Annotated in this window: 20 protein-coding genes; 14 read left to right on the plus strand and 6 right to left on the minus strand. The window is 44.0% G+C overall.

Annotated elements, in window-relative coordinates; all coding sequences use genetic code 11:
• Positions 1–117: 117 nt before the first annotated feature.
• From NWQ57_RS05970 to NWQ57_RS05990, 5 genes are all read right to left on the minus strand, one after another.
• Entirely contained in the window at positions 118–261 is a 144-nt protein-coding gene (locus NWQ57_RS05970) for an entericidin A/B family lipoprotein (protein WP_306021224.1), read from the minus strand.
• A 292-nt stretch (positions 262–553) separates the two neighbouring features.
• Positions 554–2560, minus strand: a complete 2007-nt coding sequence (locus NWQ57_RS05975; protein WP_306021225.1) for a methyl-accepting chemotaxis protein — start codon at positions 2558–2560, stop codon at positions 554–556.
• A 109-nt stretch (positions 2561–2669) separates the two neighbouring features.
• Positions 2670–4337: an energy-dependent translational throttle protein EttA gene (gene ettA, locus NWQ57_RS05980; protein WP_306021226.1), complete on the minus strand. Its 1668-nt coding sequence runs from the start codon at positions 4335–4337 to the stop codon at positions 2670–2672.
• Between the two features lie 232 nt (positions 4338–4569).
• Positions 4570–6699, minus strand: coding sequence for a TonB-dependent receptor (locus NWQ57_RS05985; protein WP_306021250.1), 2130 nt, complete (start codon positions 6697–6699; stop codon positions 4570–4572).
• A gap of 460 nt (positions 6700–7159) precedes the next feature.
• Entirely contained in the window at positions 7160–8440 is a 1281-nt protein-coding gene (locus NWQ57_RS05990; protein WP_306021227.1) for an outer membrane protein transport protein, read from the minus strand.
• 245 nt (positions 8441–8685) lie between these two features.
• On the opposite strand from NWQ57_RS05990, the gene NWQ57_RS05995 reads away from it, so the two are divergent.
• The 7 genes from NWQ57_RS05995 to glyA all read left to right on the plus strand — a co-directional run bounded on the left by NWQ57_RS05995 (position 8686) and on the right by glyA (position 18381).
• The gene (locus NWQ57_RS05995) at positions 8686–9216 is read left to right on the plus strand and encodes a DUF5655 domain-containing protein (RefSeq protein WP_306021228.1); all 531 of its coding nucleotides are present in this window, start codon (positions 8686–8688) and stop codon (positions 9214–9216) included.
• Between the two features lie 131 nt (positions 9217–9347).
• Positions 9348–10112, plus strand: a complete 765-nt coding sequence (locus tag NWQ57_RS06000) for an exodeoxyribonuclease III (protein ID WP_306021229.1) — start codon at positions 9348–9350, stop codon at positions 10110–10112.
• 80 nt (positions 10113–10192) lie between these two features.
• Positions 10193–11500 (plus strand): M20/M25/M40 family metallo-hydrolase, encoded by a 1308-nt coding sequence (locus NWQ57_RS06005; protein WP_306021230.1) that lies wholly within the window; start codon positions 10193–10195, stop codon positions 11498–11500.
• Positions 11501–11513: 13 nt separating this feature from the next.
• Positions 11514–12509 carry a Gfo/Idh/MocA family protein gene (locus NWQ57_RS06010; protein WP_306021231.1) on the plus strand — a complete coding sequence of 332 codons (996 nt, stop codon included), beginning with the start codon at positions 11514–11516 and terminating at the stop codon, positions 12507–12509.
• A 225-nt stretch (positions 12510–12734) separates the two neighbouring features.
• On the plus strand, positions 12735–15797 hold the full coding sequence (amt, locus tag NWQ57_RS06015) for an ammonium transporter (protein ID WP_306021232.1): 3063 nt from the start codon (positions 12735–12737) through the stop codon (positions 15795–15797).
• A gap of 126 nt (positions 15798–15923) precedes the next feature.
• Positions 15924–16925: a family 43 glycosylhydrolase gene (locus NWQ57_RS06020; protein WP_306021233.1), complete on the plus strand. Its 1002-nt coding sequence runs from the start codon at positions 15924–15926 to the stop codon at positions 16923–16925.
• Positions 16926–17124: 199 nt separating this feature from the next.
• Positions 17125–18381: a serine hydroxymethyltransferase gene (glyA, locus tag NWQ57_RS06025; RefSeq protein ID WP_306021234.1), complete on the plus strand. Its 1257-nt coding sequence runs from the start codon at positions 17125–17127 to the stop codon at positions 18379–18381.
• A 101-nt stretch (positions 18382–18482) separates the two neighbouring features.
• On the opposite strand, the gene NWQ57_RS06030 is transcribed toward glyA, so the two are convergent.
• Positions 18483–20789 carry a TonB-dependent receptor gene (locus tag NWQ57_RS06030; protein ID WP_306021235.1) on the minus strand — a complete coding sequence of 769 codons (2307 nt, stop codon included), beginning with the start codon at positions 20787–20789 and terminating at the stop codon, positions 18483–18485.
• A 336-nt stretch (positions 20790–21125) separates the two neighbouring features.
• On the opposite strand from NWQ57_RS06030, the gene nrdR reads away from it, so the two are divergent.
• The 7 genes from nrdR to thiL all read left to right on the plus strand — a co-directional run bounded on the left by nrdR (position 21126) and on the right by thiL (position 26630).
• A complete protein-coding gene (gene nrdR, locus NWQ57_RS06035) occupies positions 21126–21575 on the plus strand; it encodes a transcriptional regulator NrdR (RefSeq protein WP_306021236.1) in 450 nt (149 codons plus the stop codon).
• A gap of 43 nt (positions 21576–21618) precedes the next feature.
• The gene (gene ribD, locus NWQ57_RS06040) at positions 21619–22746 is read left to right on the plus strand and encodes a bifunctional diaminohydroxyphosphoribosylaminopyrimidine deaminase/5-amino-6-(5-phosphoribosylamino)uracil reductase RibD (RefSeq protein WP_306021237.1); all 1128 of its coding nucleotides are present in this window, start codon (positions 21619–21621) and stop codon (positions 22744–22746) included.
• Between the two features lie 27 nt (positions 22747–22773).
• Positions 22774–23445, plus strand: a complete 672-nt coding sequence (locus tag NWQ57_RS06045) for a riboflavin synthase (protein WP_306021238.1) — start codon at positions 22774–22776, stop codon at positions 23443–23445.
• A gap of 41 nt (positions 23446–23486) precedes the next feature.
• Positions 23487–24584: a bifunctional 3,4-dihydroxy-2-butanone-4-phosphate synthase/GTP cyclohydrolase II gene (gene ribBA, locus NWQ57_RS06050; protein ID WP_306021239.1), complete on the plus strand. Its 1098-nt coding sequence runs from the start codon at positions 23487–23489 to the stop codon at positions 24582–24584.
• Between the two features lie 119 nt (positions 24585–24703).
• Complete coding sequence (gene ribE / locus NWQ57_RS06055) at positions 24704–25180, plus strand: 6,7-dimethyl-8-ribityllumazine synthase (protein WP_306021240.1); 477 nt, start codon at positions 24704–24706, stop codon at positions 25178–25180.
• Complete coding sequence (nusB, locus tag NWQ57_RS06060; protein WP_306021241.1) at positions 25181–25603, plus strand: transcription antitermination factor NusB; 423 nt, start codon at positions 25181–25183, stop codon at positions 25601–25603.
• Between the two features lie 64 nt (positions 25604–25667).
• On the plus strand, positions 25668–26630 hold the full coding sequence (gene thiL / locus NWQ57_RS06065) for a thiamine-phosphate kinase (protein ID WP_306021242.1): 963 nt from the start codon (positions 25668–25670) through the stop codon (positions 26628–26630).
• Position 26631 lies beyond the last annotated feature (1 nt).

Consider the following 26631-nt stretch of genomic DNA (forward strand, 5'->3'; position numbering starts at 1 on the left):
AAGCTTTGTAACACAGTATGTCAGACCTAAACCTTACAACATGTTGGTTGACTTCCTTTTTCCAAAGGGACATAAAAAAAGGCCAATAATTGGCCTTAAATCAATACGAACTGAAACTTAGTTAGCGGCATCTTGCACTGCTTCACCCGCACTTTCGATATCTTCACCTGCACCTTCCATTGTTGCGCAGCCTGCCAAGCCAACAAGCATAACCAGACCAAGTGCTAGGGTTTTTAAAAAGTTTGCATTTAATAATTTCATGATAAGTGTGCCTCTTGTTTAAGTGTTTTTACTCTACTGTTTACGGTAGTCTTTAATCACACCTATTTGATTGCAAATAGTAGACCAGAGGTAGAGGCTTATTTTTAAAGGCTTGCAGAGCCATGGTGCGTTGAGATTGGATGTTTGAGTGTAAACTTTACAGCAAAATTACGTAGGCTTTACACAAATTAGTACGGTGGCTGGCTGCTGCAGGGCTGTAGTTAAAAAAGGGGGATGGCACAGCAAATTCAGCGCCGCGTGAATCATTAAATTTGCTGCATAGCGGTGTGTTTTATTCTTTTCGTTTATTGGCAATTTTGTTCAAACTTTGAATAACTTGGATCTCATGCTCAATGGTGTTCATTTGCACATTGGCATCGTCGGCTCTGGTTATTCCTTGGTTGGCTCTTTGTGTTGATTCTTTAGATAAAACAGACAAGTCATTGAGATCTTGGTTTAGGGATTTTGAACTGGTTTCAATTTCAACCAATAAATTGTTAATGTTATCGATAGCCTGTGAGATCCCTTTGATGGAGACCGATACGCCATCAATGGTTTCTCCGGTTTCTTTAAGGCTTGACTGGGTACGCTTCGACAAGGCCCTTACTTCGTCAGCAACCACTGCAAACCCCCGGCCCGCTTCACCTGCTCGAGCGGCTTCAATTGCCGCGTTAAGTGCCAGTAAATTAGTTTGTTCAGCGATGCCGCCAATTGATTGAATAATGTTAACAATTTTTTCTGCGCTGAGTTTGAGCTGCTCCATACCTGCTGTTAAAGAGGCACGTTGTCCCTCTTGTTGGCTGATACGAGTCATAAAGTCGACAAACTGTTTACCGATTTCTAATTGTTTACTGCCTGAAATACTTGCTTGTGATGCAACGAATCTCAGCTCTTCTGTGGATTGTTCTAATAAGGGACGAAATTTTTCACTTTGGTGAATAAGTTTGGATTGCAGTTCACCAATTTTTTGGCTACTGACCAGTTGAGTGCTCAGGTGATAACTGGAGAACGATGCCAAATGAAATGGAAAGTTGGTGACGTAGTTGTCATAAAACGTTTCATTAGGTTTGACTTTAAAAAAGGCGACGGCAGTTAACGTTTGATTTTGGTGAGTGCCGAGGAATTCTCCAAAGGTAGAAAAACCACACACGCCAACGCCATCGAACGTTTTCACTTTATTCAGTGCATTAGGATTGTTTACCCGTCGTAAAATACAATCGTTGGCAATGATGGTTTCGGCTTGCGACGGTTTTCCTTCCATGAATTTTTTGTAATCTCGCTGGGTTGACTCAGCAAAGTCTTTTGCTTTAACCAACAGCAGGTTTTCACCAAAGCTAAGATCACTGAAAAAATGAATGCTACCGTCTTCATTCACTTTTGAAACAGAGCGTATGTAAATACTTTTTTCAATATCAATACCGAAGGAGTAGTTGACTAATTTTTCTTCGAGTTGGCCGATGGAGCATTTGAAATGCTGACTGAGAAATTCAGCGGGCGGTTTAATTTCCATGTTGTGGTCAAGCACAGAATGCAAGGTTCGAGTCAAGGGGTCAAAATCAACCACGGTATAACTCAGGCCGGTCGGCTCGAAGTTATGGCTTTTCATTAAGCCAAAACGGTACTCTGCTGATAATTTACAAAAACACAAAACCACTTTGTTGGTTTGTAATTGGCCGTCTAAGCTTAAATCGGCCACTTTAAAATCTAATTTTCCGCCGGCGCTACCACCAACAAAAAAACAGGGGAAGCTTTTGCTTTGATACAGGGCTTGAGTAAAAAAATCTTCGCTGGCCGTTACGCCATCAAAATAAGTAAGCGCAAGTGTATCGTCACTGTGAATATCAAATGGCAAGCGTATTTGCCTAAGTTGCTGTTGGATTTTTTCAATTCGTTGTTTGACGCTAAATGTGGGATGACCCGCTTTAATATCGGCGCTATGCAAATCTACCGAATGAACTGAAACCTGAGACAACATCCCTTTTGAAAAACTTTGCAGTAAAATGGTATCCCAACGATCAGGGGTATCGTGATAAAGACTCGTTTTGCCACCTAATTCACCGGCCGTCATAATACTAATTAGGTGTTTAGCAAACGGCATCGCTTGTTTGAGACTTCGTGAGACCTGCTCAAAATTACAATGAGGCGAGACATATGCAAGAACCAAACTTGTGCCTTCGGCGAAACTAAGGCTGCTTAGTTTTTCGGGGCTTATTTCTTTACTCGAAATGATTAATGACGCGGAATTTGTGACTTTAGCATTTGATTGTTCGGTATTTTTCTTACGTTTAAAAAACATCATTTCATCCTAGCAAAGAAAATTTTAGTAGCGCTCACCCTCAGTGTAGAGCCTATATAAAAAAAAACGCAAGCCTAAGCTTGCGTTTTTTGTTTGGCATAGTAGCTGCCGCTTATTTGCTGATTTTCTTGTATTTCAAACGGTGCGGTTCAACCACGTCTTTACCGTACGTCTCTTTCAACCACGCCGCATATTCGGTGTAATTACCTTCATAGAAGTTAATTTTGCCTTCGTCGCGGTAGTCCATTATATGGGTGGCGATACGATCTAAAAACCAACGATCGTGCGAGATAACCATGGCACAGCCAGGAAATTCTAATATCGCGTTTTCCAACGCACGCAAGGTTTCAACGTCTAAGTCATTGGTAGGCTCATCCAGAAGCAATACGTTGCCACCGGCTTTTAGTAGCTTGGCTAAGTGAACACGGTTACGCTCACCACCGGATAAGTCTTTCACAAACTTTTGTTGGTCCACCCCTTTGAAGTTAAATCGGCCACAGTAAGCACGGCTATTTAACTCAAAATTACCAATGCGGATAATATCGGAATCGTCTGATATTTCTTTATAAACGGTGTTGTTGCCGTCCATATGATCGCGGAACTGATCCACACTGGCGAGCTGCACAGTGCTACCCACATCGATAGTGCCTGCATCAGGTTTTTCAATGCCAGTGAGCATTCTAAATAGCGTTGATTTACCCGCACCGTTAGGACCAATAATACCCACAATAGCGCCTTTGGGCATTTTGAAATTTAAGTCATCAATTAATAGTCTGTCGCCATAAGATTTTTTAAGACCTGTGACTTCAAACACTTTTTCACCTAATCGCTCACCGGGTGGAATGAATAACTCGTTGGTTTCATTACGTTTTTGGTAATCGCCAGTGTTAAGCTCTTCAAAGCGCGCCATACGAGCCTTGCTTTTTGATTGACGACCTTTAGCATTAGAGCGTACCCACTCTAATTCGGTTTTGATTGATTTTTGACGGGCGCTTTCGGTTTTTTCTTCTTGCTGTAAACGGGCATCTTTTTGTTCTAACCAAGAAGAATAGTTACCTTCCCACGGAATACCTTGTCCACGGTCAAGTTCGAGTATCCATCCGGCTACATTATCTAAGAAATAACGGTCGTGAGTAATGGCTACCACAGTACCTTCGTAATCATGTAAGAAACGCTCCAACCAAGCTACGGATTCAGCATCCAAGTGGTTGGTGGGCTCGTCAAGTAGCAACATGTCGGGCTTTTCAAGTAACAAGCGGCACAAGGCAACACGGCGGCGTTCACCACCTGATAATTTGCTAACGTCTGCATCCCAAGGGGGTAAACGCAGGGCATCGGCGGCACGTTCTAAGGCATTTTCTAAGTTATGGCCATCTTTGGATTGAATGATCGCTTCTAATTCACCTTGTTCTTTGGCAAGGGCATCAAAGTCAGCATTTTCCTCGGCATAAGCGGCGTACACTTCGTCTATGCGTTTTAAGGCATGGGCTACATCAGCGACGGCTTCTTCAATGTTGCCACGTACCGTTTTTGTTTCGTCAAGCTTGGGCTCTTGCGGTAAGTAACCAATTTTTAAACCCGCTTGAGGATTCGCCTCGCCTTCAATGTCTTTATCGATGCCCGCCATGATGCGCAGCAGGGTAGATTTACCTGAACCGTTTAAACCCAAGACACCAATTTTGGCACCGTGGAAAAAGCTCAAAGAAATATTTTTAAGAATATGTTTGCCGGGTGGGACAACTTTACCCACACGGTGCATGCTATAGACGTATTGCGCCATGTTTAAAACAACTCCGTAGATTTTTCGCCATTGTATACTCAAATCACCTCAAATGACGAGTCATTACCATAGAAACAAAGGCAATTTGAGGAGCGCTAGTATAGGGCAAAATGCGTATTTAAACACGGGGCGAGCGTCGTATTTATGGCAATGCTAAACACATAAAATCGTCAGGGGCGAAAGTAACGTGGAATAAAAAAGGCGACTGATTGTCGCCTTAATAGAGGAATATTTAGAAGTTATAGGTAAATCGTGCACCAAACTCGCTGGCGTCATTACTCATCACCACTAAGATGTAGTCGCCTGTATTTAAACGAGCATTGTCATAGCGTTCGTCAAAAATGTTAGCTCCATACAATGACGCTTTCCAATCACCCTCTGCAGGGGTATATGAAATATCAACGTTGACTAATTCACGGCTATCGATTTGCGTTAAACGGCCGGGGTCTGAACTTGGCTCACCGTACATTTTGTCGCGAAAAGAATAGTCTAAGCGCATATTTACGCTGGCACCGTTACTGAGTTCAAACTCGTAAGAGGGGCTAATTGAGGCCGTGTATTTAGGTGAAAGCGGCGCAACGGGCTTAATACCGTCTTGTTCTTTCACATCCACGTCGATATAGCCAACACTGGTATGCAGTTTGAAGTTGTCAGTGAAATACGCGGTGCTTTCAAATTCAATACCACGAGAGGTTTGTTCAACCACTAAGTTAGTCGTATTAAAACCGCCTTCTGAAGTCGTGCTGACTTGATAAGGTAAATCGTCAAACTCAGTGTTAAATACCGCAATACTCATGCTAAAAGATTCTGTTACGTTGCCCTTTAGACCCATTTCATAGTTTACCGCCGTGATGTTTTCAGAGGCGATAAAGCAAGCGGGATCACCAAATAAACAATAAGGACGGGCAGGGAATTGACCAGACTGATAACCACTTTGTACGGTGCCGTAAACGTTTAATCCGTTTTCTAAGGTATAGTTAGCCGAAAGATCGTAACTCACTTCATTCCAATCATCTTTAGCCAACGTGGGGCCAATACCGACATTGGCACTGGCTTCTTTTTCATCTTGGGTATACCGCAAACCTGCTGATACTCGTAGGCTATCCGTTGCATCGTATCCCACGTTGACAAATACCGCTTTGCTGGTGGTTTCTTGTCTCATATCCAATAAGTTGCCACCGGCATTGAAACTCGAATCCTCACCCTGTAAGTTGCTACCTTCTTCGTTAAACCAATACAAACCAGAAACAAAGTCCACATCACCTACGTAACCATTGAGCTGAAATTCGATAGAGGTTTGATCAGCTTCACCCTGCTCAGGGTAATGATCAAGAGCATAGATAGTGCCGTCATCATCCAGACCTGCTTTGTACTCAGAGCTTCTGCTACTGACCACAACTTTTGACGCTAGCGTATCAGACCAATTCCAATCTGCCGTAAGTGATAAGCCACTGGCCTTGTTGCTCACGGTTGTAATGGCTTTGGTGCCGGTGGCGTTGTCGTAGGGATCTGCCGCCACATCGGTATTACGTAAAGGTCCAGAGGGCAAAGGTGCGCCAAATCGAACACCTGTATAATAGGCCCCAGTGGGGACTTCATCTATTAATGTAGTGTAGGGCCTTAAGCCACCTTCACCATCATTGGCATCAGCGGTAAACACTAAACTAAAATCGCTGCTTGGCGCGTATTTGACCGACAGGCGACCATAGAGGTCTTTAGTTTCACCTACGTCATATTCGGCATCAGGTACATTGATGAATTCGCCTAATCCATCTCGCGCGTTGTAGCCTGCGTTCAGATTGAATGAGAAGTCATCATTCATGGCACGATTTACAAATACATCGGCTTTCATGCGACCGCGCGTGCCAAGTTGGGTCACTACTTTTGCCACAGGCTTGGCATCGGGTTGTTTGGTGATGATATTAATGGCACCACCGATAGAGTTACGACCGTAGAGTGTACCCTGTGGCCCACGTAACACCTCAATACGCTCGATATTGTTTAGGTTCCAGTTCTGTCCCACTTGACGTCCCAGATACACACCATCCACATAAACGCTTACGCCAGGATCGGTGGTAATCAAATGATCTTGTAAACCAATACCCCGAATAAAGGGGTTGGCTGAAGACGTGTGGCCAGCAGAAAAACCAGTGACGTTAAGATTAGGAACGAATTTACCTACGTCAGTTAGGTCGGTAATACCCTGAGCTGCCAATGCGTCGCCACTAAAGGCGCTAATAGCGATGGGGACTTCATAAATGACTTGTGCTCGCTTGGTTGCTGTAACGGTAATCGCTTCTATTGCGTTATCTGCTTCTTGATTTGGGGTTTCTTGCGCAAAAGCATTACCGTTGAGTGCCATAATTATACTGACACTGAGTAGGGTTTTGGTGGTTAAAGGTACTATGCTAGATGTGAGTTTGGTCACAGTTTACTCTCCATGTTTATTTTTATAAGTGTTCGTGTATCGAGCCTTTGCAGGCCACGTTATTTTGCGAGCCTTGGGGCTCCTGTTGTTACAATGAGAGCGGTTTTTGCTCTGAAATAGTAGCGCGAGTCGCTTTTAAAAATCCACTAATTTTAAACACTTAGGGTGTAAAATTCACTAAATGTTGCGAGTGTCAGCTTTTATAAGGTTTCTTCAGAACCAATAAATCGGCTGAGTAGACTAATTCGTCTACCTTACGCGCTGCAAGCGAAGGGGGGATGGGGCAATGACATTGGCAGGGTAAACAAATTTTTAGTTCAACATCAGGCTATGGCCATAAAAAAGCCCCGCAAGGTAAGACCTTGCGGGGCGTAGTAATGTTTAATGCTAACGATTAAAACGACATATTGTACTGAGCACTTAGTAGAACAGCATTGCCTTCAGATTTAAACTGCCACTGACCGCCTAAATTGTCCATTTCGGTAAAGTGTTGTTTTTCACCCTTTAAATACGCAATGCCTACATCAATCGATGCGTCGTTAGCTAGCGCGTAGTTTGCACCAGTACTGAGCCATAAACGGTTCGTGTCGGGTATAGAGATAGACATGTGTTTATCAGCAGGGCTTTTGTCATAGGCGATACCCGCACGTAAGGTGACGTCTTTGTTTAGGCGATAGTCAGCACCAAGGGCATAACGCATGGCGTTTTTAAAGCCTTCTTCTTTGGCAAAAACTTGCGTACCGTTTGAATAAGCCTCAAGCGATTCAAAGCTGCTCCACTGCGTCCATAACACACTGTAGTGAAGCGCTAATTCTTCATTTAGTTGGTGTGAACCTGAGAATTCAGCGCTTGCTGGTAGTTCAATATCAACTGTACCTGGAATACTGCTTCCAGCTAAACCACCGATGACGCTGGGCAATTCATTTGAATAGTTCCCCTCGAAGGTGATATCGGTTGCTGCGCGGTAGTGCAATCCTAAGCGATGGCCAGGAGCAAGCTCATAGGCAAAGCCAATGTTCCAGCCATAACCATAATCATCACCTTCTAGATTTACCGCTTCGTCACTGGTTGATACACCTAAGGTCGAACCATAAGCCGATTGCAAATAAGCAGGCAACCCGGCTCCGGCATGACGAGTAATCTGAGCATCAGCATATACGTAGCTCACGCCAGCGGCGACAGTGAATTGTTCAGTAACTTTATAAGAAAGTGCTGCATTTAAATTTACCGTGGTAATTTCTGTTTTACCGGCGAGCTGGCCAGCCGCGTAGTCATTTTCAAATTCAGTGGCCAAACCAAAATTAGAAAACAAACCCAAGCCAAAGGCGAATTGGTTATCAATGGGCATCACAAAATAAGCCGCAGGCACAAGTGCAGAAGGGGCAATGCTGTCATCGTTCATGGCGCTTGGCGTTGAATAAGCGGGGGCGCTTTCGCCTGTTAAGCTGACATCTGGAATAACGTAAGTGGCGGCAATAGAAACTTGCTTTGTGCTAAATTGCGACATCAAAGCAGGATTGCGAGCGATGACTGATGCATTTTCAGCAATGGCTGCTTCACCTGCAAATGCGCGACCAAGACCAGAGGCACTGTGTTCTGCTAATTGGAATGCGGCAGAATATGACTGCGTAGCAAAGGCCGATAAAGCCACTGCGATTAAAGAATAACGAAACATTAACTCACTCTCTTACTGATTTTAGTTGAATATGGGGATGAAAAAATAGCGCGGCATCCTACCGAAAATTAAAATTATTAGTAGTGTTTTTATGCTGTTTTTACGCTAATTTTACGTAACAAAGCATGTTTTATGCGATTTTCTTAAGCAAGGTCGACAAGCGAACAGTGAATTTTTACTGATGTGTCAGAAGGCGTGTTCAGCATTACGCATATTTTTTACATAAATTGATTGAGGAGTAATTAATGGAGCAAGGTTTATTAGAAAAAACCGGAAAAACGCTGCAGCAATGGAAAACCATATTAGCTGCTCAGCCTGTTAGCAAACACGGTGAGATAATGGCTTTTTTAAAAGGTGAGTGCGGTTTAACTCACGGCTATGCAAATTTTATTGCCCTTAAATTTAGAGGTGCCGATGCCGCCAGTACGAATGCTGATGAATTAATTGCTCAGCAATACCAAGGCAAAGAAACGTTGATGCCTATTTATCAAAAATTGCATCAATACATCAGTCAACTTGCCGATGATGTTGATGTTTCAGCTAAAAAGTCGGCGGTGTCTTTTAGGCGCAAACGCCAGTTCGCGCTTGTTCAGCCAAGCACCAAAACACGGATCGACTTAGGGCTTAAATTTAATGATAGAGCGATATCTGGGCGCTTAGAAGGTTCAGGTCCGTTTGGTACAATGTGCAGCCACCGAGTTCAGCTCACCGACATCACGCAAGTTGACTCAGAGTTATTTGCCCTAATTAAAGCGGCCTATGTTGAAGCCGGATAAGGTCTCCCTTGGTATTTATCACCCCACAAAAATGCATGTCGATAGTGTGAGTTTGAGCTAATCAACTTGGTTTTAATTTTCTTGCCGCTACAATGCCTGCCTAAATTATGATGAGCTGGTTGGAGATTTGAATGAAGTTGGTTTCGTGGAACGTAAATGGTATTAGAGCCGCAATGAACAAGGAGTTTGCTGAGTCTTTTGCCAACATGAATTGCGATGTGTTGTGTTTACAGGAAACAAAAGCGCAAGACGAGCAGGTACAAGTGGCACTTGCCGAAATCGATGGGTATCAAATATTCACTAATTCTGCGGTAAAAAAAGGTTACTCTGGCACCAGTATTATTACCCGCGTGGCACCTTTGAGTGTCACTATGGATATGGGCATTGAAGAGCACGACCAAGAGGGCCGAGTTCTGTGTGCCGAGTTCAGTGATTTTTACTTGGTCACGGTGTACACCCCTAATTCAGGCAGTGAGTTAAAACGTTTGGCATATCGCCAACAATGGGACGCAGATTTTTTAAGCTATTTGCAAGCGCTAGAGAGTCAAAAGCCGGTGGTAGTATGCGGTGATTTAAACGTAGCGCATAAAGCCATTGATTTAGCGCGGCCCAAAGCCAATTACAATAAAAGTGCGGGTTTTACTCAACAAGAAATCGATGGGTTAGATAATCTGGTGAAGGCTGGATTTATCGATAGCTTCCGCCACGTCTACCCTGAGCAACAAAAATTCAGTTGGTGGAGTTACCGTGCGGGTGCCCGCGAGAAAAACGTTGGGTGGCGCATAGACTACTTTCTTACCTCATCCAGTTTGGCCAATAAAATTCAAGATGCAGAAATCTATAACGATGTTTTTGGATCGGATCATTGTCCGGTTGTTTTGCATCTAGCAGATTAAATTTAGCCAAATAGTGGGGATGCATCTTGGTAAGGGCTAGCGTAGTATTTAGGTTTAGTCCCCGATAAGAGCGCCCTATAATGATAAAAAAAGCCTCCTTGGCAATGCTTTACTGTTGCTTTACTTGCTGTATTGCGCACGCACAATCCAGTGTAGAAAAACAATTAGTTGAGTCGGTAAACCAGCAGCTTAGTCAATCGCAAGCGCTATTAATCGAAGCGGTTAATATTAATAGCGGTACACAAAATTTTGCCGGGGTTAAACAGGTTGGCATGCTGTTTAAACAGCAATATGATGCCCTAGGCTTTACCACTGAATGGCTTGACGGTAGCGAGTTTGAGCGCGCCGGACACTTAGTGGCTACCTACGAATCGGCGACGCATCCTTCAGCAGCCAAAATAATGTTAATAGGGCATTTGGATACGGTCTTTGCCAAGGACGATAGCTTTCAGCAAGCCACCATTATCAATCAAAATACGATTGCTGGCCCCGGTATTACCGACATGAAAGGCGGTAATGTCATTATGTTGGCTGCGTTACAAGTTTTGCAACAACATGGCTTGCTGTCAGCGATGAATATTAAAGTGGTCTTAACCGGTGATGAAGAAGCCAGTGGCCAGCCTTTGGCTCAATCTAAACAGGCATTAATTGACGCGGGAATATGGGCTGATATTGCGCTGGGGTTTGAAGATGCTGACGGTGATATTAATACTGCTGTTACCGCGAGAAGAGGTTCGGTAGCTTGGACCTTAACGACAACAGGCCAAGCAGCACACTCGTCACAAATTTTTACCGAAAAGGTTGGTTTTGGTGCCAATTTTGAATTAGCTAGAATTCTGAATGCTTTTCGTGAACAGTTGTCAGACATTCCCTTACTGAGTTTTAATCCTGGCGTGATGGCAGGGGGAACCCGCCTTAAAGAAACGGCTGCCTCTACATTTGAAAGCTTTGGCAAAAGTAATGTGGTTGCCCAAACTGCTATGGTCAAAGGGGGATTGCGCGCCGTTTCTCCAAACCAATTAACTGAAACAAAAGAAAAAATGCAAGCCATTGTGGCAGAGCATTTACCCCAAACTGATGCCAGCTTGGTATTCGATGATGGTTATCCTCCGATGCAGCAAACCCAAGGCAATGTGGATTTGTTAGAGATGTACAGTCAGGTAAGCACTGATCTTGGTTTTGCAAAAGTGACTGCGGTTAATCCGCGCAATGCTGGCGCTGCCGATATTTCTTTTGTGTCTGATCATGTCACCATGGCCATTGATGGTTTGGGTTTAATGGGCACCGGTGGTCACACAAAAGATGAAACGGCCGATATGACAAGCTTTGCACAGAATATTCAAAAGACCACTGTGCTGTTATATCGTTTAAGTACACAACAACAATAACTAAGGCACCTCAATGACACGTATTAAATGGGGCATCATTGGCCCCGGTAGTATCGCTACTACCTTTGCTACTGCACTTGAGCAATCGAAACAAGGACAGCTCTATGGCATTGCTAGCCGCTCAGCTGAGCGCGCAACCGCCTTTTCTCAACGTTTTGCGGTTTCTAAAATTTACCATCAATACAGTGACTTAATTACTGATCCTGAGGTCGATATACTCTACATCGCCACACCTCATAGTCATCATTATCAGATTGCCAAAGCCTGTCTTGAAGCCGGTAAACATATACTGTTAGAAAAACCGCTAACGATAAATGCAAGCCAAACTCAGGTTTTAATTGAGTTGTCACAGTCCAAAGGCCTCGTATTTCAAGAGGCCTTGTGGAGCCGTTTTATGCCTTGTTTTGCCAAAGTAAAAGACTGGCTGAAAGCAGGTAAAATTGGGGCCTTACAATATATTCAATCCGATATCGGTTTTGCCTTTGCTGACAAACCCCAACATCGATTAAATGACCCGCTATTAGCTGGTGGTGCTCTGTTAGATCTTGGCGTCTATAGCATCAGTATTAGTCAGTTTTTATTAGAACAAACCCCTATTCAAGTGCAAGCCACCAGTCAACTTGCGGCCAACGGGATCGATAAAACCACCCAAGTTAATATGCGTTTTGCTCAAGGTCAGTTGTCACAATTTAGCTGCTCAATTACGGCAAAATGCACTAACACCATGACCCTTGTGGGAGAGCAAGGCCGAATTCATTTACCTGAGCACTTTTGGGTAGGACAAGAAGCGCAATTATTTCAAGACGGTGAATTAGTTGAGTGTGCGCGCTTCACTCACCCTGTTAACGGCTTTGAATATCAGATTGAAGCGGCCATGCAGTGCATCTTTCAGGGTAAGGTATGCAGTGACTTGATGCCTCACGCCGACAGTTTAGATGTTATGCGCGTGATGGATGAAGTACGTAAACAAATTAATTTACGCTACCACGACGATATTGAAAATATATAAAAAAAGGCGCCAATAAGCCTATTTAGTCAGCGAATTTCCTCTTAATAACAAACGCTTAATTGATTATGCCGTTTGTGGCCTAACTATTGAATAAGAGCCTAATTATTCAATAGTGAGCGCTATTTCTGCGTAATCTGCACTCCTAAAGTGCGGATATCTGCTGTTTTACCAAAGCTTGGTTTGTTCTGGTGCATACCATCTCCCGCTTGGTTTTTGAGAGGTTATATGGAACAAAATTTATGGCTTTTGCTGTCGACTATGCTGGTTTTCTTAATGCAAGCGGGCTTTTTGTGCTTAGAAACAGGGCGCACTCGCAGTAAAAATAGTATCAATGTTGCTGCAAAAAACATCGCCGATTTCTTAGTCTCTGCCGCCGTTTTTTGGGCCGTGGGCTTTGGTCTTATGTTTGGTGATAGCGTGCTGGGGCTAGTTGGTAGTAGTGAGCTATTTTTTGGTGACACACAAAATGTCAGGCAAATTTGTTTTTTCTTATTTCAAATGATGTTTTGTGGCACGGCAGCTACTCTTGCCTCAGGGGCTGTTGCTGAACGAATGACCTTCAATGGTTATCTTGGTATTACTCTCATTTTAAGTTTAGTTATTTATCCTGTGACCGGCCACTGGGCCTGGGCATCTGCCTATATGGGGCAACCAGGCTGGTTGCAAACTATTGGTTTTATCGATTTTGCCGGTTCTACAGTCGTGCATTCGGTTGGGGGCTGGGTGGCGTTAGCGGCGATTATTGTGATTGGCCCAAGAGTAGGGCGCTTTCAAAGGGGGTTGCGGTTGCCACAAGGGAGCAATCTACCGATGTCTGCGTTGGGCACTCTGCTTATTTGGCTCGGATGGTTTGGTTTTAATGGTGGAAGTACCTTAGATCTGAACGAGCAAGTGCCCATTATATTATTGAATACCACGGTATCTGCCCTTTTTGGCGGCTTAATTGCAGGATTATTTTATTATGTAAAACACCGCTATTTCGATGTGGCTGAGATGCTAAACGGCATAATTGGTGGGCTCGTTGGTATTACGGCATCGTGCCACGCAGTGAGCCCTGCTGAGGCCGCGCTAATCGGCATGATTTCAGGCATTATCGTTATATACGGCTCTGAGATGATGGTGCGTTTGGGATTAGATGATGCCTTAGGTGTGGTTCCTGCTCATTTAATGACGGGAGTATGGGGAACGTTAGCCGTGGCATTTTTCGGTGCGCCAAGTATGTTGGGCACTGACCTAAGCGTATGGCAGCAAATTGGGGCACAATTACTGGGCATCGGAGTTATTGGTTTTTATAGTTTTGTTATCAGTTACTTGTTGATGCGGCTACTCAATTATTATGTGCCCCTGCGCGTTTCTAATGAAGACGAAGAGCGAGGGTTAAATGTCAGTGAACATAATGCTAATACTGAACTCATTGATTTGCTCAGTTCCATGCATCAACAGGAAAAAGAGGGCAACTTTACAACGCCCGTACCGGAAGAGCCGTTTACTGAAGTCGGGCAAATCGCCCGCCGCTACAATCAAGTAATCAACCGCGTTAAACTTGAAATTGGTGAACGAGATAGTGCAATTAATCAATTTCAATCGAGTGAAAAACGCAAAAGCGCCATTCTTGATTCATCAATGGACTGCATTGTGTCTATTGATCATCAAGGGCATATTCTTGAATTTAACCCTGCGGCAGAACGTACTTTTGGCTGTTTAAAACATCATGTGCAAGGACGTAATTTTTTTATTATGTTCTTGCTTGAGAAAGATCAACAGCAAGCCTTAGATAGCCTTGAGCAAATGTTTACCTTATCTCAAGGTTTGCTGTTAAATCGGCGGAATACAATGCAGTTGCAACGTTCTTCAGAGCATAGTTTTCCTGCTGAAATCACCATAACAACTACCCCCCTTAATAATGGGTTGATAACGGAATATACCCTGCACATTAGGGATATTACACGGCAAACAAAATTGCAGTCTCGGCTGAAGTTTTTAGCTTATCGTGACCCGTTAACCAGTTTGTACAACCGCACTTTTTTGATGGAAAAATTAAACGAGGCCCTGAACACAGCCCAGCTCAATGGATTATCCGTTGCCTTACTTTTTTTAGATTTAGATAAGTTTAAAAAGATAAACGATACCATGGGCCACAAGGCGGGAGATGAATTGTTGTGCGAGGTGGCGCGGCGCCTCAATCTTGTTTGTCGTGAGGCAGATATTATCGCCAGATGGGGCGGTGATGAATTTGTGGTGCTGATGAGTGGTACGATTGATCAAGCACTCGTTAATGCCAGAGCCGCTAGTATTTTAGAGGTACTTCGCGAGAGTGTTAGCGTGCAAAATAAGTCCTTTAATATTCCTACTAGTATTGGCGTCACCTTGGCGGTCGGGACCGAAATTACCGCAGATAAAATGATTCAACATGCTGATATCGCGATGTATCACGCCAAGCAAAAAGGGCGCGACAATTATCAAGTATTCGAGCCTGAAATGGCGCAGTTGGCCAGCAAGCAGTTTAATTATGAACGTGAAATGCGTGAAAATTTAGATTCTGAGCAATTCTACTTGGTGTACCAACCGAAAATTTTTCACACAAAAGATAACGTTGTGGGCTTTGAAGCGCTGATTCGCTGGGCGCATCCTGAGGAAGGCTTTATTCCACCCAACGAATTTATTTCAATTGCAGAAGATTCGAATTTAATTATTCAACTAGGTGAGAAAGTTATCCGTGAAACGCTCAGGCAGTTATCGCAGTGGCGCGCCCAAGGCCTAATTATCGTGCCAATATCAGTCAACTTATCGGGTAAGCATCTGATTTCTGAAGTGCTTGTGCCCTTTATTCGCGAGCAGCTTGAACATTTCGATATCGCAGGGCATTACCTTGAAATAGAAATAACCGAAGGCGTTTTAGTGCATGATATTGAACGATGTATCCAGGTTATGGCAGAGATTAAATCATTGGATATTCGGATTTCCGTTGATGATTTTGGCACAGGCTACTCATCACTCAGTTATTTAAAACGCTTGCCTTTAGATGTCCTTAAAATAGATCAAACTTTTGTGCAGGAATGTGACGTCACCGAGGAAGACAGAAAAATTTGTGCCACGATTATTAGTCTGGCCACTAGCTTAGATCTAAATATTGTAGCGGAAGGTGTGGAAACACAAGGCCAACTTGAGCAGCTTAAAAGCATGAATTGTGACGTATTTCAGGGCTATTTATTTTATAAACCCTTGTTTGTTGAAAAAGCCGCGGCATTATTGATTTCATCTGATGCAGCTATTGAAGTCATCGACTAAGGTTTCTTGCGTAGAACCAGCGTGCAAAAGAAGCATTCAAATATGAAACAAGGGATGCTTTTTCTGCGTGTGTCACCATTGCTTGGGTGTAAAGTCGGGCTATTCATCCTCTACCGATAGTCTTTTATGTCAATTAGCACATTATGTAGAGCAACGCTCAAACCGTTGCTTGTGACCACCATGGCTTTTTTATGCGCTCAGGTTTTAGCGCAAAATCCATTAGATTTTGGCAGTAGTATTAAAACCGCTGATCCCTCTGGCCACGTATGGCAAGACGGCAGAATGTATCTGTACACCTCTCACGATCAAGAATGCCAAGCAGATTTCTGGATGAAAGATTGGTACGCGTTTTCGTCCACTGATTTGGTTAATTGGACTGACCACGGCCCTATACTAACAGTGGATGATCTTAGCTGGGCTGACAACTATGCTTGGGCACCCGATGCGGCCTACAAAAATGGCAAATATTATTTAATTTTTCCTGCAGGGACAGGCCACAAAGATCGCGTAAATCCTGAACGCAGTACTAAGTGGATGGGGATAGGCATCGCGGTCAGTGATTCACCTACTGGGCCTTTCAAAGATGCCATTGGTGCACCGCTTTGGACAGAGCCTTATGCCAATGATCCTAGTTTATTTATTGATGATGATGGCCAAGCCTATTTGTATTTTCACGGTAAGAATGCCGATTATCAGGTGGCTAAGATGGCCGATGATATGCGCAGTGTTGAAGGTGATCTAGTGAAAATGGACATGGGTGGCTACGAGCCTAAAATGGAAGGGCCTTGGGTATTTAAGCGTCAAGGACTCTACTATTTTACGATGCCTGAGAATAACCGAGAGCTTGCCTATTATACGGCTACGTCACCCACAGGCCCATGGCAGTACAAAGGGGTATTCATGCAAAGTGAGGGGGGTAACAATCATCACTCTATCGTTGAATACCAAGGTCAATGGGTTTTGTTTTACCATCGATGGTTAAGCCGCAATACCCAATGTGCAAACAGGCAGAAACAGCGTCACAGCGCGGCAGAGTATTTATACTTTAATGAAGATGGCACGATCCAAGAAGTTAAGCGGACGGAGGAAGGTGTTGGAGATTTTATGAATAAAGTGCTTAACGATTAAACCAAAGGCTCGGTTTTCGAGTAATTATTATTGGTGAAGTTAACTGTTTACGCGCTTAGATAGAAGCGCCAACAATGCGTTACAACATTTGGTTATGGTTCATGGCGCTTTGCAACTATACAAAGCCATGAAAATGACTAGAATATGCGCTTCTTTTTTCGCCCCGTCTTTTTTGCCAAAATGAGTTAGAGGATAGCCGATGCTGACACGTAACATGAATATTGCTGATTTCGATCCCGAATTATATCAAGCGATTCAAAACGAAAACCAACGCCAAGAGCATCATATTGAGTTGATTGCTTCAGAAAACTACTGTAGCCCACGTGTACTTGAAGCCCAAGGCTCTCAGTTAACCAATAAGTACGCTGAAGGTTATCCTCATAAACGTTATTATGGCGGTTGTGAGTATGTTGATATCGCTGAAGACTTAGCCATCGAACGTGCAAAATTATTGTTTGGGGCTGACTATGCAAACGTTCAACCTCACTCTGGCTCACAGGCCAACTCTGCGATTTTTATGGCTCTGTTAAATGCGGGGGATACGGTTTTAGGGATGAGCTTAGCCCACGGCGGCCATTTAACTCATGGTGCTTCGGTAAGTTTTTCAGGTAAAACCTACAACGCAGTACAGTATGGATTACACCCTGTAACGGGCGAAATCGATATGGCTCAAGTTGAGGCTTTAGCCCTTGAACACAAACCTAAGATGATTATTGCCGGTTTCTCGGCTTATTCGGGCATTATCAATTGGCAAGACTTCCGCGTAATAGCAGACAAAGTAGGCGCCTATTTATTTGTTGATATGGCTCACGTTGCAGGTTTAGTAGCGGCTGGTTTATATCCTAACCCACTACCTCACGCCCACGTTGTTGCTACCACAACCCATAAAACCCTTGCGGGTCCCCGTGGTGGTTTGATTTTGTCTTCTTGTGGTGACGAAACCATCTATAAAAAATTAAATAGCTCAGTATTCCCAGGTAACCAAGGTGGTCCTTTATGTCATGTTATCGCGGCGAAAGCGGTCGCTTTTAAAGAAGCCTTAGAGCCAGAGTTTAAAGTGTATCAACAACAAGTGTTGCTTAACGCCAAAGCAATGGTGGCGGTAATGCAGGAACGCGGTTACAAAGTGGTATCTGATGGTACTGACAACCATTTGTTTTTATTAGATTTAATCGATAAAGACATTACTGGTAAAGACGCTGATGCGGCCTTAGGTCGTGCACACATCACCGTTAACAAGAACTCCGTACCTAATGATCCTCGTTCTCCTTTTGTCACCAGTGGTTTACGTATAGGCTCGCCAGCTATTACTCGTCGTGGTTTTAAAGAAGAACAAGCCAAACAAGTGGCAAATTGGATTGCTGACGTGCTTGACAACCTAGGTGATGATTCGGTTGTTGAACGTGTTAAAGCCGAAGTGGTTACCTTATGTGAAGCGTTCCCTGTATACGGCTAAGCATGACGTAGTCAATGTGCTAATAGTAGAAAGCCCCGTTATCGGGGCTTTTTTGTAGCACTATCACTCAGCCCTGCAAAGGACGAGTGACGTGCCAGTGATTAATAAAAATTAATCTTACCTTCAATACCAAAAATGCGCGGAGAGTTAACAATACCGGTTAGGTTGTTGAAATCAATTGCGCCTTTCACGTTATGCTCGTTGGTAATATTTCGACCAAAAAGAGCAACACTGTAGTTGTTGGTAAAGTTTTCGTAGCCGATACGTAAGCCGCCTTCTACGTTACCATTTGTTTTAAATTCAACGGAATCATATAAGAACAGACTGGTTTCACCTTGGTATGCCCAATCGGTATAAACGTAAACCTCACCGTCGTCACCCATAGGCATAGCGTAACGGGCTGTAACGTTAACAATCATTTCTGGTGCTTGCGGGAAGGGATTACCATCAATCGAGGCTTTAAACCCGTCAGGACGCGGATCAAGCACAGTACAATTACCGGTAGAGTTAAATGCCGGGTTCGCACCGCAAGGTAGTACCGTTAATGTATCATCTTGAATTTCAGTGTGGTTGTAACTGTAACCCGCTGTTAATACTAGGTTGTCACTGACTACATATTGAGAGTCAATTTCAAAACCGTAGCCGGTACCCTTGTCAGCGTTAATCAAAGCGGTATTGTTGCCGTCACCACCAATGGCTGAAAACTGCACATCATCAATCACATAATAAAAAGTAGCGACGTTTAAGCGCAGTGAATTGTCTAACAAGTCTGATTTAAAACCCACTTCGATTGAGTTAATGGTTTCAGGTGCAGCCACTGAAGGTGCGCCCTCAAAAGCCACGTCACGGCCCTGAATTGTTTGTGCTCTAAAACCATTAGCTACACGGGCAAATACCGACGTTTTATCATCTACGCGATAGTTTGCGCTGAGCTCCCAATTGATTTGGTCGTCATCAACATTAATGTCAGCGTAGTCTTGAATGCTGGCATCGCCGGTGACCAAAGCAAAGCCGTTAACGTTTTGCTGGCCCACACGCAATGATTTTTCATCATAGGTATAACGAAGGCCACCGGTGAGATTTAATTTTTCATTTACGGCGTAAGAAAGTTGTGAAAATACTGCCCATGTAGTGTTTTCATGAAACACGGTGGTAGCGCCATAGTAGCCGTCGATACTGGTGACATTGAAGGATGAGTCATAGTAAAACGCGCCTGCTTGCCAGCTCAATGCATCATCAGTATCGCTAGCAAAACGTATTTCTTGGGTGAACTGCTCTAAGTCATCTAAGTTATCTTGGGTGACCGCACCAAAGGCGATAAAGCCAGGATAAGTGAGTTCTTCAGTGCCATCACCATTGATATCAGCAGGCGCAAATAACGACACGCCACCATCGATGTCTCCAAGACTCAAGCCTTCTGCTTCTTCATACGCGGTGATAGAAGTCAACGTCATGTTTTCAAGGCCAAATTCTAGCTTCAGCGATGCGCCATAATTTTCGTATTTTTGTGGATTATTGTCTGGGCCATTACCGTCGATATCCGCATCATAATACACCACGTCTCTAACGTAGTTTTCGTTTAAGTCGTTACTGCCTTTCGTGAAAACGTTGGCACGAAATACGGATGCTGTGCCATCGAGTTCACGACCATGAACATTCAACAAAGCAGAAAAATCGCTAGAAGGTGAGAACAACAACTGTGCCCGCCACGCTTTTTCGTCAAAGCCACCAAAGGCGTCTTTTTCACCGGTGTAGGCGTTGTTAATCCAATCATCACGGTTTTGCGACAATACTGATACTCGGCCAGATAGGTTATCAGCTAAACCACCGCCTACCGCCCCTTCAAAATTAACTGTACCTAGATTACCTAAGCCCAATTTTGCGTATGCATCAAAATCTTCAGTGGGTTTGACTGAGTCAAATTTAATAATACCAGCGGTGGTGTTACGTCCAAAAAGTGTGCCCTGTGGGCCACGGATCACTTCAACTTGTTCAACATCAAACAGCGGGAAACTTTTTAAAATGACGTTTTCTTTTACTACATCGTCCATCACAATCGAAACCGGTTGTGATGCCGCAAGATCGAAATCGGTGTTACCCAAACCACGAATATAAAAACGCGGGGCGACGCGGCCATTCGATGTTTCAGCATACAAACCTGGAACGCGTACCGCTAAGGCTAAGATATCGTCACCGCCGGAGAACATGCTCTCAAACTTTTCACCGTTTAGTGTGGCGATTGAAATGGGCACCTCTTGAATGCTTTGAGTGCGTTTTTGTGCGGTAACCGTAATTTGCTCAAGGGCATTATCATTATTTTTTTTGCTTGTTTCTTGCGCTTGAGCAGCGTGGCCAAAGAGGGCGGCTTGCACACAAATGGCGGCTAATGCTTTATTAACGTGTTTCATTTTAGAATACCAATAGTTGAGGAGTGTGATAAATACTGCGTTAAAAACTAAAATATTTGGGGCGCGAATCATACTCGAAGGCACTGAGATTGTAATCTTTTGGCACTATTTATAATTTTTATACATGTCGTTATTTGGCAAATTATTCTTCCAATAGACCCTGCGCTATCACACTTTTTAGCACTTAAAATTTGGCTTGAGGCCTGACAGGGAGGCCAAAGTGGAGAAGCGTAATTGAATTTCACGATTAAAATGCCCACTTATTACTTGGGGTCTGTCACTTTGAGCGTTTTTTTGCTAGTTTATCCTCACTTTTTAAGGCCCTCAGAGATTGCTATGTTTTGTCCATTTTGCGCAGTGCAAGAAACCAAAGTGATTGACTCACGATTAGTCGCGGATGGAACGCAAGTCCGTCGTCGTCGTGAATGCACGATTTGCAAAGAGCGTTTTACTACATTTGAAATGGCTGAACTGGTGATGCCGCGCATTGTAAAACGGGGTGGTTCCAGAGAGCCCTTTAATGAAGACAAGCTGCGAGCTGGTTTACAGCGGGCGCTTGAAAAACGCCCTGTGAGCACCGAACAAATTGAAGAGTGCATCAGCCGTTTGAAATCCTCACTTCGCGCCACTGGCGAACGTGAAGTCGATAGTCAGTTTTTGGGTAACTTGATTATGGATGCGCTTAAAGAAATCGATAAAGTGGCCTACGTACGCTTCGCTTCTGTCTATCGCTCCTTTGAAGATATTCGCGAATTTGGCGAAGAGATTGCGCGCTTAGGCGATTAACGTTGGCTAAGAAGGCGTACCAGCCGTTCATTTTGGACTCAACATGTTAAATCAATTTAATTCAGTCGATGCCCGAATGATGGCCTTGGCTATTCAATTGGCCAAACGGGGTCAATATACTACCACGCCAAACCCAAATGTTGGGTGCGTGTTAGTCAATTCTCAGGGTAATATTGTTGGGCAAGGCTGGCATCAAAAAGCCGGCACTCCTCATGCTGAAGTCCATGCCTTAAAAGAAGCAGGAAGCAGGGCAAAAGGGGCTACAGCCTATGTAACATTGGAACCTTGCAGTCATTTTGGGCGAACGCCACCCTGTGCTAACGCTTTAATAGAAGCGGGAGTGAGTCGAGTTGTCGCGGCCATGGTGGATCCTAATCCCTTAGTGGCAGGCAGCGGTTTGGCCAAATTAACGCAAGCGGGTATCAGTACGGCTCATGGCTTGATGCAAACACAAGCTGAATCATTAAACCGTGGCTTTATCAAACGCATGCGTACTGGGCGACCTTGGGTAACCGTAAAACTTGCGGCAAGCTTAGATGGTAAAACTGCCTTGGCAAACGGCCAAAGTAAATGGATAACGGGGCCTATGGCGCGGCAAGATGTTCAACGACATCGCGCTCGCAGTTGCGCTATTTTGTCGGGCTCGGGCACGGTACTGGCTGACAATCCTGCACTCAATGTTCGTTATGCAGAACTGGGTTTAGACGAAACTGTTCTAACAGAAGCAAACTTAATTCAGCCCCGTAAAGTAATATTAGATGGGCGCAATCAACTTACACCGGATTTAACCTGTTTACAGTCTACTAGCCCGACCTTACTGATAAATAGTCGACCTAATCCCTTGCCATTCTTTGCCAATGTGACGCAATACCAAGCACCTGCGGTAAACAATCAATTGGATTTACATGCTGTTTTTAATTACTTGGGGTCACAGCAAATCAATAACCTGTGGGTTGAAGCAGGCGGCAAGTTAGCAGGGGCATTATTGCAAAGTAAATTGATTGATGAGTTGATTTTATATCAAGCGCCCAAACTTATGGGTAGCAAAGGGCAAGATTTATTTGACATTGCGCCTTTAACTAGCATGCAGCAAGCGTATTCTTTGTCGTGGTCAGATGTTCGTCAGATTGGTACTGATCTGAAGTTAACAGCAACGATAGCTTACGAATAGTGGCAAAACATTATAGAAAGAGAAACTATGTTTACGGGTATTATTGAAGATATAGGCGTGATCCAAAGTTTACAGCCAAGTGGTGAAGATATAAGGCTCACCATTAAGCCACATAAACTTGATTTAAGCGATGTGGCCTTAGGTGACAGTATTGCAAATAATGGCGTGTGCCTAACAGTGACAGCCCTAACCGATGCAACCTTTAGTGCTGATGTGTCTCACGAAACAATTAAACGCACGGGCTTTGCTCACTACCAAGCCGGTAGCAAGGTTAACCTAGAAAAAGCCTTGCAAGCTAATGGCCGTTTAGGCGGACACATTGTCAGTGGTCACGTTGATGGTGTGGGTGAAGTATTATCGATTAATAATGTGGGCCGCTATGTCGAAATTTGGTTAAAAGCCCCTGCATCATTAGCTAAATATTTGGCTGAAAAAGGCTCAATCACCGTGGACGGCGTGAGTTTAACGGTCAACAAAGTAGACGGTAGTCATTTTTTGATCACCTTGATCCCCCACAGTTTGCAAGAAACCATCATCGGTTTGTATAAAGTGGGTACTAAAATCAACTTAGAAGTTGACGTTATTGCACGCTATCTCGAACGCCTGATGCTGGGTGATAAAGCGGCCGAACACAGTAAACCCGATCAGAAAAAAGACATCAGCATGGCGTTTTTAGCTGAAAACGGTTATTTGCGTTAAGTACCGCAACCATTAATTGAAACACAATAAGAAAATATCCTATGCCCTTAAATACCACCGCAGACATTATTGAAGATATCCGTCAAGGCAAAATGGTCATCTTGATGGACGATGAAGACCGAGAAAACGAAGGCGACCTGATCATGGCTGCTGAGCATGTCACGCCCGAGGCAATCAATTTTATGGTGACTCACGCACGTGGCCTCGTGTGTATGCCTATAACCGCAGAACGTGCCAAGCGTTTAAATTTACCGCTAATGGTTGATAATAATGGTGCGCAGTTTTCCACTAATTTTACCGTGTCTATTGAAGCGGCCGAAGGTGTCACTACGGGTATTTCAGCCGCTGACCGCGCTAGAACAGTATTAGCAGCGGTAGCAGCGGATGCTAAAGCCAGTGATATCGTCCAACCGGGTCATATTTTTCCACTTATTGCAAAAGAGGGGGGGGTACTAAATCGCGCTGGTCATACTGAAGCCGGCATTGATCTACCCCGTTTGGCGGGTTGCGAACCTGCATCTGTTATTGTTGAGATCTTAAACGATGATGGCAGTATGGCCCGCGGGCCAGAGTTAGAGGTGTTTGCCAAAAAACACCAACTCAAAATTGGTACAATTGCCGACTTGATCGAGTATCGTAACTTATACGAAACCACCATTGAGCAAGTGGCTAAATGTAAACTGCCCACTGAATACGGTGATTTTGATTTAATCACCTTTAAAGATGTGATTGATAATCAAGTACATTTTGCGATGTGCAAAGGTGAAATTAACGGCGACAAGCCTACCTTAGTGCGTGTGCATTTACAGAACAATCTTAGCGATTTGCTCGGTTCAAACCGAGGCATAGAACGCAGCATGAGTTTGCCACAGGCCCTTAAGCAAATTGGTGAACAAGGTGGTGTGCTCGTATTATTGGGCAAAGAGCAGGATGTATTGGGGCAACTCAAGCAGTTTGAAGCTGAAGATAAAGGTGAATTGCCCACCGCCGCACCTCGCCAAGGCACATCGCGTACTGTTGGTGTGGGCAGTCAAATACTGGCTAGTTTAGGGGTTAAAAAGATGCGTTTACTGAGTCGACCTAAAAAATACCATGCATTATCAGGATATGGCTTAGAAGTAGTTGAATATGTTGAGTAACAATTTCACGCTAAAAGTGTCAAATGTGGCTTGCAACTCAATTAATGAGCAAAAAATCGATTAAATCTTAATACGGTTGTGCTAAACTGCGCGCCGTTTTTTCAAGTAAGGCACAGTACATGAATATCATTGAAGGTAATATCCGCGCAACAGGCAAAAAATTTGCGCTAGTTGTTGCTCGTTTTAACAGCTTTGTTGTAGAAAGTTTGGTTGATGGTGCATTGGATGCGTTAGAGCGCCATGGCGAGGTCAACGAACAAGATATCACCTTGGTGCGTGTACCCGGTGCATATGAATTACCCCTCGCTGCACAAAAGCTCGCTCAGTCTAAAAAATACGACGCCATTATCGCCTTAGGTGCAGTAATTCGTGGTGGTACGCCGCACTTTGATTTTGTTGCTGGTGAGTGTAACAAAGGCTTGGCTCAAGTATCTTTGCAGTATGGTATACCCGTAGCCTTTGGTGTGATTACCACTGACAGCATTGAACAAGCTATTGAACGTTCTGGTACTAAAGCAGGTAATAAGGGCGCTGAAGCCGCTGTCACTGCCTTAGAAATGGTCAATGTGCTTGCGAATATCGAAGGGATCAACTAGGTGAAACCTAAAGCCCGTAAACTCGCCAGAGAGCTTGCCACGCAAGCCATTTACTCTTGGCAGATGTCGAATAATCCGGTTGAGCAAATCGAATTGAGCATCGTCACGAGTAACGACATGAAAAAAGTCGATATGGAATACTTTCTGGAATTATTACGTTCGGTGGTGAAAGACTGCGCTGAACTTGATAAAAAAATTAAGCCCTTTTTAGGGCGCCTTCCCGAAGAGCTTGATCCAGTTGAAAAAGCTATTTTGCGTTTATCAACCTACGAGTTAGTAGCCCGTATTGATGTGCCATACAAAGTGGTTATTAACGAAGCAATTGAACTTGCGAAGACCTTTGGTGCCGAAGAAAGCCATAAGTTCATTAATGGTGTGTTAGACAAAGCCATCAAAACCTTACGTAAAGATGAGCTGGCCTAACATCAAACTCAAGAATGCGGCTCATCGCATTCTTGTTTTATTTCCTCACTAAAAAGTTGTAAAAGTGAAAGAATTTTCGATCATAGACTCCTTCTTCAAAGCGCAAAGTCACCAACGCAAAGATGTTATTTTGGGTATTGGCGATGACGCCGCTCTGACTACGATACCTCAAGGCCAGGCATTGGTGACAACCACTGATACCCTGATTGCGGGTGTGCATTTTTTAGCGAATGCCAACCCCCACGCTATTGCGCAAAAAGCCATTGCGGTTAATTTAAGTGATCTCGCCGCCATGGGAGCAGAGCCTGCGTGGATCAGTTTATCTCTCAGTTTACCCATTGCTAACGAAGAGTGGCTTAAAGCATTTTCGCAGGGTATTGCTGAAATGACGCAATTTTATTCCATTCAGTTAATCGGTGGCGATACGGTACAAGGGCCTTTGGCCATTACTATCACTGCTCAGGGTTTTGTTCCACCAGAGCAAGCTCTGTTGCGCAGTAAAGCAAAACCGGGCGATTTTATTTACGTGACCGGCTGTTTAGGTGATGCCGGAGCGGGCTTAGATATCTTGCTGGATAAAGTGACCCTGAATGACCCAGACAACGCGGATTATTTACTGTCACGTTTGCATTACCCAACGCCGCGATTATTAGCCGGAACAAGTTTGCGTAGATTAGCCAACGCGTGTATCGATTTATCAGACGGTTTGAATTCTGACATCCGCCATATCCTAAAAGCCTCAAATTGTGGCGCCACTATCCACGTTGATAAACTGCCCTTGTCTAAAGCAATGCGCGAGAGTATTGACCCGCAAAAAGCCAGACAATACGCCTTAAGTGCGGGTGATGACTACGAGTTGTTGTTTACCGTAAGTGAAGAACAAAAAGGAAAGTTAGAGCTGGCTATGGCAAGCACTAACGTGGGTATTACTTGTATTGGGCAAATGAATGGTTTAGCTAATAAACTTGAACTGCGTCTTAACAATGCCTTACTAGAAGAGCAGCCCAGTGGCTATCAACACTTCTAGT

Origin of the sequence: Paraglaciecola sp., assembly GCF_030730205.1 — a bacterium.
Taxonomy (GTDB): Bacteria; Pseudomonadota; Gammaproteobacteria; order Enterobacterales; family Alteromonadaceae; genus Paraglaciecola.

Bases quoted from the DNA above. Each gene is read 5' to 3' on its own strand.
- NWQ57_RS05990 (WP_306021227.1), bottom strand. From the start codon at position 8,440: ATGTTTCGTTATTCTTTAATCGCAGTGGCTTTATCGGCCTTTGCTACG.
- NWQ57_RS05970 (WP_306021224.1), bottom strand. From the start codon at position 261: ATGAAATTATTAAATGCAAACTTTTTAAAAACCCTAGCACTTGGTCTG.
- nrdR (WP_306021236.1), top strand. From the start codon at position 21,126: ATGTTTTGTCCATTTTGCGCAGTGCAAGAAACCAAAGTGATTGACTCA.
- NWQ57_RS06000 (WP_306021229.1), top strand. From the start codon at position 9,348: ATGAAGTTGGTTTCGTGGAACGTAAATGGTATTAGAGCCGCAATGAAC.
- ribBA (WP_306021239.1), top strand. From the start codon at position 23,487: ATGCCCTTAAATACCACCGCAGACATTATTGAAGATATCCGTCAAGGC.
- NWQ57_RS06020 (WP_306021233.1), top strand. From the start codon at position 15,924: ATGTCAATTAGCACATTATGTAGAGCAACGCTCAAACCGTTGCTTGTG.
- NWQ57_RS06030 (WP_306021235.1), bottom strand. From the start codon at position 20,789: ATGAAACACGTTAATAAAGCATTAGCCGCCATTTGTGTGCAAGCCGCC.
- NWQ57_RS05995 (WP_306021228.1), top strand. From the start codon at position 8,686: ATGGAGCAAGGTTTATTAGAAAAAACCGGAAAAACGCTGCAGCAATGG.
- amt (WP_306021232.1), top strand. From the start codon at position 12,735: ATGGAACAAAATTTATGGCTTTTGCTGTCGACTATGCTGGTTTTCTTA.
- NWQ57_RS05975 (WP_306021225.1), bottom strand. From the start codon at position 2,560: ATGATGTTTTTTAAACGTAAGAAAAATACCGAACAATCAAATGCTAAA.
- NWQ57_RS05985 (WP_306021250.1), bottom strand. From the start codon at position 6,699: ATGGCACTCAACGGTAATGCTTTTGCGCAAGAAACCCCAAATCAAGAA.
- glyA (WP_306021234.1), top strand. From the start codon at position 17,125: ATGCTGACACGTAACATGAATATTGCTGATTTCGATCCCGAATTATAT.
- ribE (WP_306021240.1), top strand. From the start codon at position 24,704: ATGAATATCATTGAAGGTAATATCCGCGCAACAGGCAAAAAATTTGCG.
- NWQ57_RS06005 (WP_306021230.1), top strand. From the start codon at position 10,193: ATGATAAAAAAAGCCTCCTTGGCAATGCTTTACTGTTGCTTTACTTGC.
- ribD (WP_306021237.1), top strand. From the start codon at position 21,619: ATGTTAAATCAATTTAATTCAGTCGATGCCCGAATGATGGCCTTGGCT.
- NWQ57_RS06045 (WP_306021238.1), top strand. From the start codon at position 22,774: ATGTTTACGGGTATTATTGAAGATATAGGCGTGATCCAAAGTTTACAG.
- ettA (WP_306021226.1), bottom strand. From the start codon at position 4,337: ATGGCGCAATACGTCTATAGCATGCACCGTGTGGGTAAAGTTGTCCCA.
- NWQ57_RS06010 (WP_306021231.1), top strand. From the start codon at position 11,514: ATGACACGTATTAAATGGGGCATCATTGGCCCCGGTAGTATCGCTACT.